This window comes from Mycobacterium alsense (genome assembly GCF_002086635.1).
In the GTDB taxonomy this organism is placed as follows: Bacteria; Actinomycetota; Actinomycetes; order Mycobacteriales; family Mycobacteriaceae; genus Mycobacterium; species Mycobacterium alsense.
Genome location: NZ_MVHD01000005.1, coordinates 115,245 through 128,505, shown reverse-complemented (window position 1 = coordinate 128,505; position 13,261 = coordinate 115,245). Strand labels below are relative to the sequence as shown.

General features: G+C 69.2%; 12 protein-coding genes. 2 read left to right on the top strand and 10 right to left on the bottom strand.

Going from position 1 to position 13,261, the window contains the following annotated elements; genetic code table 11:
- Positions 1-11: 11 nt before the first annotated feature.
- The gene (locus BST11_RS05535) at positions 12-1,115 is read right to left on the bottom strand and encodes a homogentisate 1,2-dioxygenase (RefSeq protein ID WP_083136960.1); all 1,104 of its coding nucleotides are present in this window, start codon (positions 1,113-1,115) and stop codon (positions 12-14) included.
- A gap of 164 nt (positions 1,116-1,279) precedes the next feature.
- Positions 1,280-2,251: an NADPH:quinone oxidoreductase family protein gene (locus BST11_RS05530; protein ID WP_083136959.1), complete on the bottom strand. Its 972-nt coding sequence runs from the start codon at positions 2,249-2,251 to the stop codon at positions 1,280-1,282.
- 48 nt (positions 2,252-2,299) lie between these two features.
- Here BST11_RS05530 and BST11_RS05525 point away from each other — a divergent pair, with 48 nt between their 5' ends.
- Positions 2,300-3,154, top strand: a complete 855-nt coding sequence (locus BST11_RS05525) for an oxidoreductase (protein ID WP_083136958.1) — start codon at positions 2,300-2,302, stop codon at positions 3,152-3,154.
- A gap of 31 nt (positions 3,155-3,185) precedes the next feature.
- On the opposite strand, the gene BST11_RS05520 is transcribed toward BST11_RS05525, so the two are convergent.
- The 3 genes from BST11_RS05520 to hisN all read right to left on the bottom strand — a co-directional run bounded on the left by BST11_RS05520 (position 3,186) and on the right by hisN (position 6,696).
- Entirely contained in the window at positions 3,186-4,391 is a 1,206-nt protein-coding gene (locus BST11_RS05520; RefSeq protein ID WP_083136957.1) for an acyl-CoA dehydrogenase family protein, read from the bottom strand.
- A gap of 32 nt (positions 4,392-4,423) precedes the next feature.
- Complete coding sequence (locus BST11_RS05515) at positions 4,424-5,824, bottom strand: acyl-CoA dehydrogenase family protein (protein WP_083136956.1); 1,401 nt, start codon at positions 5,822-5,824, stop codon at positions 4,424-4,426.
- Positions 5,825-5,907: 83 nt separating this feature from the next.
- Positions 5,908-6,696 carry a histidinol-phosphatase gene (gene hisN / locus BST11_RS05510; protein ID WP_083136955.1) on the bottom strand — a complete coding sequence of 263 codons (789 nt, stop codon included), beginning with the start codon at positions 6,694-6,696 and terminating at the stop codon, positions 5,908-5,910.
- A 22-nt stretch (positions 6,697-6,718) separates the two neighbouring features.
- On the opposite strand from hisN, the gene BST11_RS05505 reads away from it, so the two are divergent.
- Positions 6,719-7,048 (top strand): hypothetical protein, encoded by a 330-nt coding sequence (locus tag BST11_RS05505; RefSeq protein WP_083137034.1) that lies wholly within the window; start codon positions 6,719-6,721, stop codon positions 7,046-7,048.
- Between the two features lie 6 nt (positions 7,049-7,054).
- On the opposite strand, the gene BST11_RS05500 is transcribed toward BST11_RS05505, so the two are convergent.
- From BST11_RS05500 to BST11_RS05480, 5 genes are all read right to left on the bottom strand, one after another.
- The gene (locus BST11_RS05500; RefSeq protein WP_083136954.1) at positions 7,055-8,194 is read right to left on the bottom strand and encodes a PPE family protein; all 1,140 of its coding nucleotides are present in this window, start codon (positions 8,192-8,194) and stop codon (positions 7,055-7,057) included.
- Positions 8,195-8,348: 154 nt separating this feature from the next.
- Complete coding sequence (locus BST11_RS05495) at positions 8,349-9,419, bottom strand: tellurite resistance/C4-dicarboxylate transporter family protein (protein ID WP_083136953.1); 1,071 nt, start codon at positions 9,417-9,419, stop codon at positions 8,349-8,351.
- Positions 9,416-10,213 (bottom strand): slipin family protein, encoded by a 798-nt coding sequence (locus BST11_RS05490; RefSeq protein WP_083136952.1) that lies wholly within the window; start codon positions 10,211-10,213, stop codon positions 9,416-9,418. The genes BST11_RS05495 and BST11_RS05490 overlap by 4 nt, the downstream gene beginning before the upstream one ends.
- A complete protein-coding gene (locus BST11_RS05485; protein ID WP_142276200.1) occupies positions 10,210-10,836 on the bottom strand; it encodes a hypothetical protein in 627 nt (208 codons plus the stop codon). Before BST11_RS05485 ends, BST11_RS05490 begins: the two co-directional genes overlap by 4 nt.
- Positions 10,837-10,838: 2 nt before the next feature.
- Positions 10,839-13,154: a nitric-oxide reductase large subunit gene (locus tag BST11_RS05480; RefSeq protein ID WP_083136950.1), complete on the bottom strand. Its 2,316-nt coding sequence runs from the start codon at positions 13,152-13,154 to the stop codon at positions 10,839-10,841.
- Between the last annotated feature and the right edge of the window lie 107 nt (positions 13,155-13,261).

Genomic DNA, 13,261 nt, shown 5'->3' with positions numbered 1-13,261 from the left:
CGCCCCCCATGTCAGTGCTGTCCGAGGTCGTGGGCGAGTACCTCGTCCGACGGCGTCAGCCGCCGGCGGGTGTCGACGGCGATCACCTGCCAGTCCACCCGCGAATGCTCGTCGAACTTGCGGCGCGCTCGTTCCCGCGCCTTCTCCGGTGCGCCATGGTGAACCCCTTGCGGCACATGCGAAATCAGTCCCGGCGGCATCGGGATGCCGTAGAGCGAACCGCCGTGGAAGAAGGCGATCTCGTCGTAGTCGACGTTGCGGTGATACCAGGGCGTGCGTTCGGTGCCGGGGACACCCTCGGCCGGCCTGGGCAGGAAGTTCATCACGTAGACCCCGGTGGCCTGCATGAACAGATGGACCGTCGGCGGCAGGTGGACGCTGTCGGAGGTGACCACGTTGTAGTCGGCGATGTTGAAGGTGAACGCGAAGTTGTCACCGCGCCAGCCTTCGACATCGATCGGATTGTGTTGGTAGTACAGCGTTGTCGGGCCGCCGCGGTGGGCGAGCCTGACCTCGTACTCGTCCCGCCCGTCTTTGAAAGGGTCGGGGTCGATCGGGGCCGGGTCCGGGATGGTGGCCTGCGACGGGTCGAACGGGAAGTGGCGTCCCAGCGCGCCGGGCGGCGGCACCCGGAACTCGTCGGTGGCCTCGATCATCAGCAGCGTCGTTTCGCTGTCGGGCAGCTGCCGCCAGGTGCAGGCCTTGGGGAGGTAAACCCAGTCGCCCTCGCGGTAGCGCAGCGGCCCGAACTCGGTCTCCAGCAGGCCCTCGCCGCGGTGCACGAAGCACAGCAGGTCGCCGTCGACGTGGCGGGTGTAGAACGGCATCGGCTCGTGGCGGCGGCTCAGCAGGATTCGGCAGTCCTCGTTGCTGAACATCAGCAGCGGCCCACCGCCGGCGTCGGTCGCATCGCTGGGCTTCAGCTCGCCGGCGAGCACGTCGACGGGCCGCAGCGGACCGACCGAACGGTAGGCGGTGGGGTCGTTGCGGCGGTACATGTTGGCGGTGCGGCCGGTGAACCCGCCCCGGCCCAGCTCGTCGTCCTTGAGCCCGTCCAGGTCGGCGTGCAGCCGCCGCGGTGTTTTCCCTTTGCGCAGGTGAACGAAGGATTCCATGGACGACTCCAGGGGTGTGATTGCTGGGCTACAGAACTAAAAGTGACATTAGTTTTCGTTTTCTCGGGGCGCAAGGGGCCCCGCGGTTCGGGGTGTCGCTGTGAGGCGGGCAAACAGCCGACCGCCCTCCTCGACGCCCGCGTGAAAGCTGCGACGTGACACGGTCATTCGCGTACGCGGACGACGACCTTGCCCTTCGCCGTGCGGTTTTCGAGCGACGCGACCGCCGCGGCGGCCTGCTCGAGCGGATAGACCTCCGGTGTCGGCGCAGCCAGCCGGCCCGAGCGAAGGAGGCCTTCCAGCCCCGCCCACTGCTCGGCGAGCGCGTCCGGGTGCGTCGCCGTCCAGGCTCCCCAGCCGACGCCGACGACGTCAATGTTGTTGAGCAGCAACCGGTTCACCTTGACCGTGGGGATCTCGCCGCCGGTGAACCCGATGACCAGCAGCCGCCCGCCCGGGGCGAGCGAGCGCAGCGAATCGGTGAACCGGTCGCCCCCGACCGGGTCGACGACGACGTCGACGCCGCGCCCGCCGGTGAGCTCCTTGACCGCGTCCTTGAAGCCCTCGGCCAGCACCACGTCCGTGGCGCCGGCCGCCGTCGCGACGTCCGCCTTGTCGTCGGTGCTGACCACCGCGATGGTGCGGGACGCGCCGAGCAGGGCCGCCAGCCGCAGCGCCGACGTCCCGATCCCGCCGGCCGCGCCGTGCACCAGCACCGTCTCGCCCTGGGCCAGCCGGCCGCGCACGGTCAGGGCGAAATACACCGTCAGGTCGTTGAACAGCAGGCCGGCGCCCGCCTCGAAGCTGACGTTGTCGGGCAGCTTGAACACGCGGTCGGGCTGCAGGACCGCGACCTCGGCCATGCCGCCGGACAGCATCGTCAGCCCGACCACCCGGTCGCCCGGACGCACGTGCGCGCCGTCGGGCGCCGAGCGCACCACGCCCGCTATCTCCGCGCCGAGCACGAACGGCGGCTCCGGCCGGTACTGATACAGGCCGCGGGTCAGCAGCGCGTCGGGGAACGCCGCGCCGGCGGCGTGCACCTCGACGACCACGCCGTCGCCCGAGGGCTCGTCGACCTCGGTCACCTCGATCGCCTCCGGACCGTCCAGCCGGGTCACCCGTGCAGCGCGCATGCCACCTCCGTCGTCGATGCCGTCCGATCAGCCTACTAACCTCGCCCCATGGATTCCTTTCCCCTCGGTGGCCTTTCCGTCGCCCGCGTCGGCTTCGGCGCCATGCAGTTGCCCGGGCCGAACGCGTTCGGCCCGCCGCGCGACCGCGACGAGGCGCTCGCCGTGCTGCGGCGCGCGGTGGAGCTGGGTGTCAACCACATCGACACCGCCCAGTTCTACGGCCCCGACGTCGCCAACGAGCTCATCCGGGAGGCCTTGCACCCGTACCCGGACGACCTGGCACTGGTGAGCAAGGTCGGCGGGCGCCGCGACGACGCCGGCGCCTGGCTGCCGGCCGGCGAGCCCGCCGAGTTGCGTCGCGACATCGAAACCAACCTGCGCACCCTGGACGTCGACCGGCTGGCCGTGGTCAACCTGCGGGTCTTCGAAAGCGACGGGCCGGACCAGCTGTTCGACGATCAGCTCTCGGCCCTGATCGACGCCCGCGACGCCGGACTGATCGGCGGGATCGGGCTGAGCAACGTCAACCGCGAGCACCTGCTGCACGCCCTCGGGCGCACCGAAATCGCCTGTGTGCAAAACGCCTTCAACATCGTTGACCGCGACTCGGCGCCGGTGCTCGAAGAATGCACGCGGCAGGGGATCGCGTTCGTCCCGTTCTTCCCCCTCGGGGCGGCCTTCATGCGGCCGAACCCGGTGCTGAGCCACCGGGTGGTGGTCGACGCCGCCGAGCGGCTCGGCCGCACCCCCGCGCAGGTCGCCCTGGCGTGGACGCTGGACGTGGCGCCCAACGTGCTGCTGATCCCGGGCACCTCGTCGGTGGCGCACCTGGAGGAGAACATGGCCGTCGCCTCGATCGAGCTGGACGCCGAGACCCGCGAGCGGCTGAACGCCGCCGCCTAAGCGTCGGCGCGAAGGCGGGGAAGGCCGACCCCTATTTGAGCTCCGCCGACGACAGGCCCAGCAGGCGGCGGGCCACCACCAGCTGCTGGATCTGCTGGGTGCCCTCGAAGATGTCCAGGATCTTCGAGTCGCGCGCCCACTTCTCGAGCATGGACTGCTCGGAATAGCCTGCGGTGCCGGCCAATTCAACGGACTTGAGGGTGACGTCGCTGGCCATGCGCCCGGCCTTGGCCTTGCTCATGGACGCCTCTTTGGAGTTGGGGATCTTGTTGTCGGCCTGCCACGCCGCGCGCAGCGCCAGCAGGTAGCTGGCCTCCCAGTCGGCCTCCATCCGCAGGAACTCGGCCGCGGCCGCGCTCTGGACGTGTGACGGTCTGTCGTAAGAGATTTCGACGCCGGCCTCGGTGAGGATCTTGCGGATCTCCTCGAGCGCGGCGCGGCCGACCCCGATCGCCATGGCGGCCACGATCGGCCGGGTGTTGTCGAAGGTCTCCATCACCCCGGCAAAGCCCTTGCCGACCTCGATCTCGGGGTTGCCCAGCAGGTTGTCCTTCGGGATGCGGACGTTGTCGAACCGGATCGCCGCGGTGTCGGAACCCTTGATGCCGAGCTTGCGCTCGAGCCGTTCGACCGTGACGCCGGGGTGGTCGCGCGGCACGACGAACGACTTGATCGCCGCGCGGCCCTTCGACTTGTCCAGCGTGGCCCACACCACGATGTGGGTGGCGCGCGAGCCGGCGGTGACGAAGATCTTCTCGCCGTTGATGACGTACTCGTCGCCGTCCAGCGTGGCGGTGGTGGACACCGCCGCCGAGTCGGAGCCGAAGCCGGGTTCGGTGATGGCCATCGCCGCCCACACCTTGCCGAGGCGCTGCAGCTGCTCGTCGGTGGCGACCGCGGAGATGGCCGCGTTGCCCAGGCCCTGGTAGGGAACCGACAGCATCATCGCGACGTCGCCCCAGCAGGCCTCCAGCGTCTGCAGCAGCGCGGCCATGTTGGCGCCGTTGTGGTTTCGCTCCCGATCCTCCTCCTCGTCGCGCAGCGCGTCGGCCCCGGCGAACGCGACCGATTCGGAGGCTCCCTCGAACAGGTTGATGAGGGTGTCGAGCTCGACCGGGTAGGCGTGCTCCTTGAGGTCGTACTTGCGCGCGATCGGCCGCATCATCTCGGCGGCGCCCTGGTGGGTCTTGACGATCACCGCTTGCAGCTTGCGGGGAAGTTCCAGATTGATTGCCATGGTTGGACTTTCAGCTCGTGGTGGGAAACGACTCAGATCACGACGACGCCCTCGGCGACGCCGATGGCCCGCAGGTCGCGGTACCAACGCTCGACCGGGTGCTCCTTGGTGAAGCCATGGCCGCCGAGCAGCTGGACGCCGTCCAGGCCGATCTGCATGCCCTTGTCGGCGCCGAGCCGCTTGGCCAGCGCCGCCTCCCGCGTGAACGGCAGGCCCTGCTCGGCGCGCGCGGCGCCGCGCCAGGTGATCAGCCGCAAGCCGTCCAACTCGATCGCGATGTTCGCGCACATGAAGGCCACGGCCTGCCGATGCGCGATCGGCTCGCCGAAGGCCTCGCGCTCCTTCACGTAGGGCACGACGTAGTCCAGGACCGCGTGCGAGGTGCCGACCGCCAGCGCGGCCCAGCCGAGGCGGGACAGCGCGAGCGCCTCGGAGTAGTCGTCGTCGCACGCCCCGTCCTCGCCCAGCCGCGCGCCCAGCGGGACCGACACCCCGGACAGCTCGACGTGGCCCAGCGCCGCCGCACGGATTCCCATGCTCGGATCCGCCTTGACCGTAAGGCCTTTGGTGGACGACTCGACGATGAACAGCGCGGGTTTGCCGTCCAGCTGCGCGCCGACGATGAACAGCTCGGCGTCGGCGGCGGCGGGCACCAGCGACTTCACGCCGTCGAGCCGGTAGCCGCTGGGGGTGCGCACCGCGGTGGTCTTCAGCCGGGTGGGGTCGAAGAGTGGCTGGGGTTCGGCGATGGCCACGCAAGCCTGCGGCACGTTCTCGCCGGCGAACTCGTGCAGGTAGGTGGCCTGCTGGTCGGCGCTGCCCCAATGCGTCAGCGCCGCCGCCACGCCCCCGGGGGCCAGGATCGGCAACGCCAGACCCATGTCGCCGTAGGCGAGCGCCTCGGCCGCCAGCACGTTGGTCACGCTGGAACGGTGCGCGGCGATGCCCTCGAAGTCCTCGGGGATGTTGATGGCGGTGATGCCCAGCTCGGCGGCCTTGGCGATCAGGTCGGGCGGATAGGTCGCGGCCTCGTCGGCGTCGTGGGCCGCGGGGCGCAGCACCTCGGCGGCGAACTCGTCGAGCGTCTCGACGATCATCTTCTGCTCGTCGTCGGGCGTCAGGTCGAAGTAGTCCTTGCCGCTGGACTTGAGCCGGGTCGGCCCGCCGCGCAGGCTCTGGACCCGCTTGAACTGGCGGGAGGTGGCGGCGGCGGTGGAGAAGATCGTCTTGGTGCCGTAGCGCAGGCCGCGGTTGAGCGGGTCGCGCAGATGGTATTTGTCCAGAAACTCCTGGCCGACCAGCGGCGTGAGCAGCGCAAGGGCGATGTCGATCCCCGTCCGCTTGTGCGGTTGCAGCCCGACGCCGGTCTTGCGGCCGCGCCGTTTGAGGGGTGAGCGGGTGGTTGAAGTCTTTTGTGTACCGGAGTCGGTCATTTCGGCAGCCTCGGTGGTTGGGCGATGCGGATAAGCCCGATCTTACTCCGGAGTAAGATAGATGGCGCGGTGTGTTAGCAAATTCACACGGACCCCGCCCGCAGCCGGCTGAGCACCTGGTCGTGCAGCAGGCCGTTGGTTGCCACCGCGTCGCCGCCGTGCGGGCCCGCCGTCCCGTCCAGGGCCGTGAACGTCCCGCCGGCCTCGCGCACCAGGAGGTCCAGCGGCGCCAGGTCCCACACCGACACCTCCGGCTCGGCGGCGATGTCGACCGCGCCCTCGGCGACCAGGCAGTAGGACAGGAAATCGCCATAGGCCCGGACCCGCCAGACCGCGTCCGTCAGCTCGATGAAACGATCGCGCAGGCCGCGCTGCGCCCATCCCGACAGGCTGGAGAACGACAGGCTGGCCGAATCCAGCTGGGCCACAGAGGAAACCGATAGCTGTCGAGGTGGGCCGCCGTCGACCGCGGCGAACGCGCCCCGGCCGGCCGCAGCCCACCAGCGGCGCCGCAGCGCCGGCGCGCTCGCCACGCCGACCGACGGGACGCCGTCGCAGAGCAGGGCGACCAGGCTCGCCCACACCGGCACCCCGCGCACGAAATTCTTGGTGCCGTCGATCGGATCGATGATCCACTGGCGCCCGCTGAACGTCGCGGTCCCGCCGAACTCCTCGCCGACGACGCCGTCGTCCGGGCGTTCGCGGGCCAGCACGTCGCGCAATTCGGTTTCCACCGCGCGGTCGGCGTCGGTCACCGGCGTCAGGTCCGGTTTGGTGTCGACGCGCAGGTCGAGCGCGCCGAACCGGGCGGAGGTCAGCGCGTCCGCGCGGTCGACCAGTTGCAGCGCCAGCGCCAGGTCGTCGCGATTCATGACGCAGTCCTACCATGGCCGGGTGTGGGAATTCGGTCTGCTGATCCTGCTCGTCGCGGTCCTCGCGGTATTTCTGGCCCAGCGTTTCGCCCCGCGCGGCCCGCGCGGTGAGCTCGCCAGCGGCACGCTGCTGGTGACCGGTGTCAGCCCGCGGCCGGACGCGTCCGGCGAACAATTCGTCACCATCGCCGGTGTCATCAGCGGGCCGACGGTCAGCGAGCACGCCGTCTATCAGCGCATGGCCGTCGACGTCGAGCACTGGCCGACGATGGGCCAGCTGCTCCCGGTGGTGTATTCACCGAAGAATCCGGACAACTGGAGGTTCGCGCCGGCCGAACCGCCGCCCGCCTAGACGCCATCATCCGCCCGCGGGGGGCCGCGTCATCACCGTGAGCCGGGTCCCGTAGCGGGGGAGGACGCCCGAGGCGCGCGCCGCCGTGCCCGCGGGCATCCCGGGTACGCCGGGATAGCCGGACCCGGCCGCCTCGTCGGCGCCGCCGAATGTGGTCAGGCCCGCGGGCTGCAGCGGCGCCACCCGGCCGGTCGACGGCGCGGACCAGCTCGCCGGCACCGACATCGGACCGATCGCATTGCCGCGGCCGACGCTCGCGGTGACCGCGTTCTGCAGGCCGGCGAGCCCCGACGCGGGCGTCGCGCCGCCCAGGTTGCCGAGTCGGCCGAGTCCCATGGGCCCCAGCGCGGGCGACGGCCCGGCGAAGCCGGACAGGTAGGCCAGGTTGGCCTGAGCGCCCGTGAGGGCACCGGGGATCCCGGCCATGGTGCCGGTCCCCTGCAGGCCGGTGTTGACGGCCTGGATGGAGTCCAAGATGTTGACGCCGTTGGGGGTGAGCGGAACGGGGCTGAGGTCCAACAGGTTGCCCAGCCCGTTGCGCAGCTGCGAAGTCCACTGCCACAGCGTCGAGTACAAGTCGGAGAGCGGGTCGGTGGCGGCGGGGTTCCGGGCGCTCGCCCCGTCGGTCGTCTGCTGCGGCGACACGAACGACGTCAGCCTGGCGGCCGCGGCCGAACTCGCGGCGTAGGTGTTCATGGCGAGGGCGTCCTGGGCCCACATCTCGGTGTAGGCGGCCTCGGTGGCCGCGATCGCCGCGGTGTTCTGGCCGAAGAAGTTCGTCGCGATCAGCGCCATCAGCTGGGCGCGGTTGGCCGCGATCACGGGAGGGGGGACGGTCATCGCGAACGCCTGGTCGAACGCCGCCGCGGCGGCCCTGGCTTGCATGGCCGTCTGCCGTGTCTGCTGGGCGGTCGTGTTCAGCCATTCGACATAGGGCGCGGCCGCGGCCATCATGGACGCCGACGCGGGCCCGCGCCAGTGCAGGTAACTCAGGCTCGTCAGCACCGAATCGTAGGTTTCGGCCGTGGTCCCCAATTCCGCCGATAACGAATCCCAGCTTCCCGCGGCCGCCAGCAGCGAGCCCGATCCGGGGCCGCTGTAGATCCTGGCGGAGATGAGTTCGGGCGGAAAGAAGGCGTAGTCCACCGTCAAATCTCCTGCTGGGCTGGCCGGTCAACCGCGCGGTCGGCGGCGGTCATAAAAATGTAGGCGCCGCTGCCGGTTCGTACTGGAGAATTACCGATGAAATGTCAAGTGGGTCAAGACAACTGAAAATCGCCAAATTCAACGACGGCTCGGGCTAGGGGGTTCGCGCGGGCCGGGTTCGCCCGACGCGGTCGCCGAATCCGACGGTGACGACCACGTGCTGCACCATTGCGCAGAACGTGATCGCCCAGGCCCCCAACGCGATCCAGCTCTGCACGTCGCCGATGGTTTGGACGATGGGCAGTTCGTCGGCCTGCCCGAGGTAATGGCCGCCAACCCCGTACATGCCCAGCGGGAACACGACGCTCCACAGCGGGGCTTCGTAGCGCAATGGGATGCGGTGCACGACGTGACGCCACACGCCGGCGGCGATCAGCGGTGGGATCAACCAGCTGCCGAATGCCCAGAACACCACGGACATTCCGGCGACCAGCCCGCGGGTGGCCGAGACCATCGGCGCGTTGGCCATCTCCACGATGCGGGCGCCGGCGAGCACGGTGATCGCGGTGGCTCCCATGGCGACCCAGTACGGGGGACCGAGGTCTTCCGGCCGCAGCGGGTAGACGAACAGGCGCGCGGTGACGAAGACGCCCACGGCCCCGTAGAGGAACACGCCCACCGACCAGGAGAACACCGCGAGCAGGGCCAGCTCCCGCCGTCCGGACCCGATCGCCGGCTGCAGTACCGCGGCGAGCACGGCGATCGACTGGCTGGCGACCACCCAGGTGAACCAGGTGCCGTTGGCGCGTTGCAGCGCCGGCGCGCGGGCGCTGTGCAGGACCGCCGTCCACGGCACCACGTAGCCGAGCACGAGCCAGAAGATCCAGCCGACCGTCAGCAGCGCGAGCGCGGCGACGTGGTGGGCGTCGAGGGCCAGCCGGGTGCCCACCACGTCGACCGCCGCGACGAACGTGAACATCGCGAACGCGCGACCCGGGTCGGCCAGATCCCTCGCGAAGTCACCGCGGTAGGCGATGATTCGGGCCGCGCTCAGCGCGGTCAGGACGATCAACTCGGCGACGGCCAGCCAGAGCAGCAGCACCGACAGGGCGTTCGCGTGGTGGTGGTACATCGCGACCGACACGATCCCCGTGGCCATCACCAGGGCGAAGTAGCCCGGATTGAGCGTTCGCACCGCGTCGCCGACGCCGCCGCGGGTCGTCATCCACGGTTGGTGAAGTTGTCGGCGATGCCCTGCAAAACCTCCGGGTGCCGCAGAAACGGCGTGATGATATCGACGGGCAGCGGGAAAACCACCGTCGAATTCTGGTCCGCACCCAACTCCAGCAGCGTCTGCAAGTAGCGCAGCTGCAGCGAGGCCGGGCTCTTCGACAGGGTTTCGGCGGCTTCCCGCAGCTCCTCTGACGCCTGCAGTTCACCCCGGGCGTTGATCACCTTCGCGCGACGCTCGCGTTCGGCTTCGGCCTCGCGGGCCATCGCGCGTTGCATCGACTCGGGGATCTCGACGTCCTTGATCTCCACCACCCGAACCTGGATGCCCCACGGTTCGGTCATCTTCTCGATGATCGTGCGCAGGTCGCTGTTGAGGTCCTCGCGGTGGGCCAGCAGGGTGTCCAGGTCGGCGCGGCCCAGCAGCGAACGCAGCGTGGTCTGCGCGATCTGCGAGGTGGCCACGGCGTAGTTCTCCACCGCCAGAATGGCTTTCAGCGGGTCGGTCACCTGGAACATCACGACCGCGTTGACGCGGGCCGGCACGTTGTCCCGCGTGATCACCTCCTGCGGCGGGATGGTCAGCGTTACCAGCCGCTGATCGACGCGAATCATCTTGTCCACCAGTGGAATCAAAAACCGAAGCCCGGGATGATAGAGCGGCCGCACATGGCCCATTCGGAACACGACCCCGCGCTCGTACTCGCGCAGCACGGCCAGCGACAGCACTGCGAGCACGGCCAGGATCGCGATGCCCACAGCGATGACGGCGATCACCCACGTGGTCACGGCGTCTTGTCCTCCTTGTCTTGCCAGCCTCCCCAGCGGGTGGAGTACCGGTCGATCGCGGCGGCGACCCGGTCCTCCTGGGCGGTGCGGTGGGGCAGGTGGTCCGGCGCGTTGGACGGGGTGTTCCACAGGTGCTGGGCGAGCGGCAACCCCAGCAGCACGACCAGCACCGCCGTGCCCACCAAGATAAGAGCCTCGCTGGCCGAATGGCTGGCAATCAACGTCGCCAGCGGCAGCACCACCCCGAACGCGGCCACGCTGCAGGCGATTCCCCGATGGAACCGCCCCGCGTCCGAATGTGGCCACGGGTCGATCTCGCGGCTGATCTCGCGGCCGTGATCCGAAGTGGTGCAACTGGATTTCACCGGGCAACTGTTGCACACCACCGGCAGCGCCCGATAGCGCATCACCCGGTGCCGCGGATCGAACGAGCTGGGCCACAGCCAGTGGTCCTGTGGGCAGACCCAGGCGTCGTGATCGGGCCGGTAGGTGAATTGGCCTGTGCGCCACCGCGCCGCGCGCACCGAGGCGCGCCGCGCCATGCCGTCGAAACTCCAGCCGGTCGCCAGCAACGCCAGCGAATATCCGGCGATCAGCCACACCGACGCGGCCGGCGGCGCCACCGTCACTCCTTCGCCGGAACCCGGGCGTCGTCGGCCCCGGCCTCGGTGTAGAGCGGGTGTTCGGGCAGTTCGTCCACCGCCGTCCCCGAACGGAAGTTGCGCAGCGCGGTCCAGGCGATCCAGACGAAGGGCAAAACACCGCCGACGATCAGGATGATGTCCCCCGGCATCCGCAACCATTCCATCACCGCGTTACCGGGTTTGGTGATGTAGCCCAGCGAGCGGGCCTCGAAGTAGCCGTCGCTGACCGAGTGATACAGCTGCAGCACACCGAGCGGCAGCAGGGAGACGAACACCATCCACGCCAGGCCGATGTTCATGCACCAGAACGAGATTCGCGCCAGCCTTTCGGGCCACTTGTCGGCCGGGATCACGTAGCGGAACGCGAACATGGCCAGGCCGACGGCGAGCATGCCGTACACGCCCATCATCGCCGCGTGCCCGTGGTTGGCCGTCAGCGCGGTGCCGATCTGGTAGTAGGACACCACCGGCAGGTTGATCAGGAACCCGAAGATGCCCGCGCCGAGGAAGTTCCAAAAGCCAACCGCGACAAGGAACATCACCGCCCAGCGGTGGGGGAACGGGTTGGCGTCGCCGGACTGCTGGCGCGCGCCGAGTTGCAAGAACGCCCACGCCTCGACCGTCAGGAACGTCAGCGGGATGACCTCCGCGGCCGAGAAGAACGCGCCCAGCGCCATGTGCTCCACCGGGGTGCCGGAGAAGTACAGGTGGTGCATGGTGCCGATGACGCCGCCGGCCGAGTACAGGATGACGTCGAGGAAGATCACGCCCAGGGCGATGCGTTCGCGCACCACGCCCAGCAGCACGAACATGTACGCCACCATCACGGTGGTGAACAACTCGAGGAAGTCCTCGACCCACAGGTGCACGACCCAGAACCGCCAGAAGTCCGCGACGGTGTAGTGGGTGCCGCTGCTGGCCAGCAGCCCGACGGCGTAGAACACCGGAATGGCCAACCCGGCGAAGAAGAACAGCCACGGCATGTTCATCTTCGACTCGCCCTTGAGCCGGGCGCGCATTCCGCGCCAGATGATCGCGATCCACACGAACATCCCGATGATCAGCAGGATCTGCCACAACCGCGGCAGGTCGAGGTACTCCCACTGCTGCGACAGCGGCCCGCCTGCGGGGATCACACCGTAGATGGAAAGCGCCTCGCTGATCAGCGAGCCGAACACCACCACGGCGACCGCGCCCAGGAGCACGTAGGCCAGCACGGCCTGACGCTTGGGCTCCCGGCGGGCGATGAACGGCACCAGGAAGATGCCGCCGGCCAGAAACGCCGCGGCGGTCCAGAACAGCGCGAGCTGCAGATGCCAGGTGCGGGCCAGGTTATAGGGCAGCATCCGGGCGAGGTCCAGTCCGAAGAACGTCGCCAAATCGGCCCGGTAATGCTCGGCGGCCGCGCCCAGCAGCGTCTGCGCCAAGAACAACACCGACACCACCGCGAAGAACCAGATGCAGGCCCGCTGCGCCGGTGTCAGGCTCACGGTGCCGGGTTGGCGGAACGACAGCGTCGACGTCTCGGCGCTGTGCCAGCCGACCTTCTGGCTCCAGCGCCCATAGACGGCGAACATGACCCCGATGCCGCCCAGCAGGGCGATCAGCGACAGCGCCGACCACACGATCACCGGCGCGGTCGGGCCGTTGTCGACGCGCTTCTCGGCCGGCCAGTTGTTGGTGTAGGTGTACTTGTGCCCGGGGCGTTCGGCGGCGGCCGCCCACGCCGTCCAGGCGAAGAAGGCGGTCAGCTGGCGGATCTGGGTCTTGTCGGTGATCAGCCGCGGCAGCAGCCCGTATTTGGTGGAGTTCTCGGCGAAGTAGGCCGCGTACTGGTTTTGGATGTGGTCGAACGCGGTGGCCTGGCGGTCGGTGAAGACCAGCGTCTTGTCCGCGGGGTTGTAGCGGTTGGTCCGGAACTCGGCGACCACCCGGTCGTGCGGGTCCGTCACGCCCTGTGCCCGGAGCTGGTCGGCGACGTCGTCGGTCGCCCGGCGCAGGTATTCGGCCGTGTAGTCGGGCCCCAGGTAGGCGCCGTGGCCGAGCACCGACCCGTATTCCATCAGCCCGCGGGCCTGGTACAGCTCTTGGCCTTTGGTGATGTCGTCGGCGGTGAACAGCACCTGGCCCGTCTCGCTGACCACCCGGTCGGGCATCGGCATCGACGCCGTGTAGGTGCGGTAGGCCAGGACGCCCATCACGAGGAAACCGAAGATCATCACCAGGGCGACGCCCTGGATCCAGCCTTTGCCGATCAGCGGTTGGGTTTGCGTCGAGGACGACGGCTCTGCGGCCATGTGGCGGAACTCCCCTCTATTCGACGGCGATGCCATAGCCATCCAACCGCGTTCGGTGGGGTCGCGACAGTACTACCGCGCAGGATCGCGAAGGATGAGGACCAATG

Excerpts from the sequence above, each read along its gene's own strand:
- BST11_RS05515 (WP_083136956.1), bottom strand. The coding sequence starts at position 5,824 with ATGACCGACTCCGGTACACAAAAGACTTCAACCACCCGCTCACCCCTC.
- BST11_RS05530 (WP_083136959.1), bottom strand. The coding sequence starts at position 2,251 with ATGCGCGCTGCACGGGTGACCCGGCTGGACGGTCCGGAGGCGATCGAG.
- BST11_RS05535 (WP_083136960.1), bottom strand. The coding sequence starts at position 1,115 with ATGGAATCCTTCGTTCACCTGCGCAAAGGGAAAACACCGCGGCGGCTG.
- BST11_RS05480 (WP_083136950.1), bottom strand. The coding sequence starts at position 13,154 with ATGGCCGCAGAGCCGTCGTCCTCGACGCAAACCCAACCGCTGATCGGC.
- BST11_RS05525 (WP_083136958.1), top strand. The coding sequence starts at position 2,300 with ATGGATTCCTTTCCCCTCGGTGGCCTTTCCGTCGCCCGCGTCGGCTTC.
- hisN (WP_083136955.1), bottom strand. The coding sequence starts at position 6,696 with ATGAATCGCGACGACCTGGCGCTGGCGCTGCAACTGGTCGACCGCGCG.
- BST11_RS05495 (WP_083136953.1), bottom strand. The coding sequence starts at position 9,419 with ATGACGACCCGCGGCGGCGTCGGCGACGCGGTGCGAACGCTCAATCCG.
- BST11_RS05520 (WP_083136957.1), bottom strand. The coding sequence starts at position 4,391 with ATGGCAATCAATCTGGAACTTCCCCGCAAGCTGCAAGCGGTGATCGTC.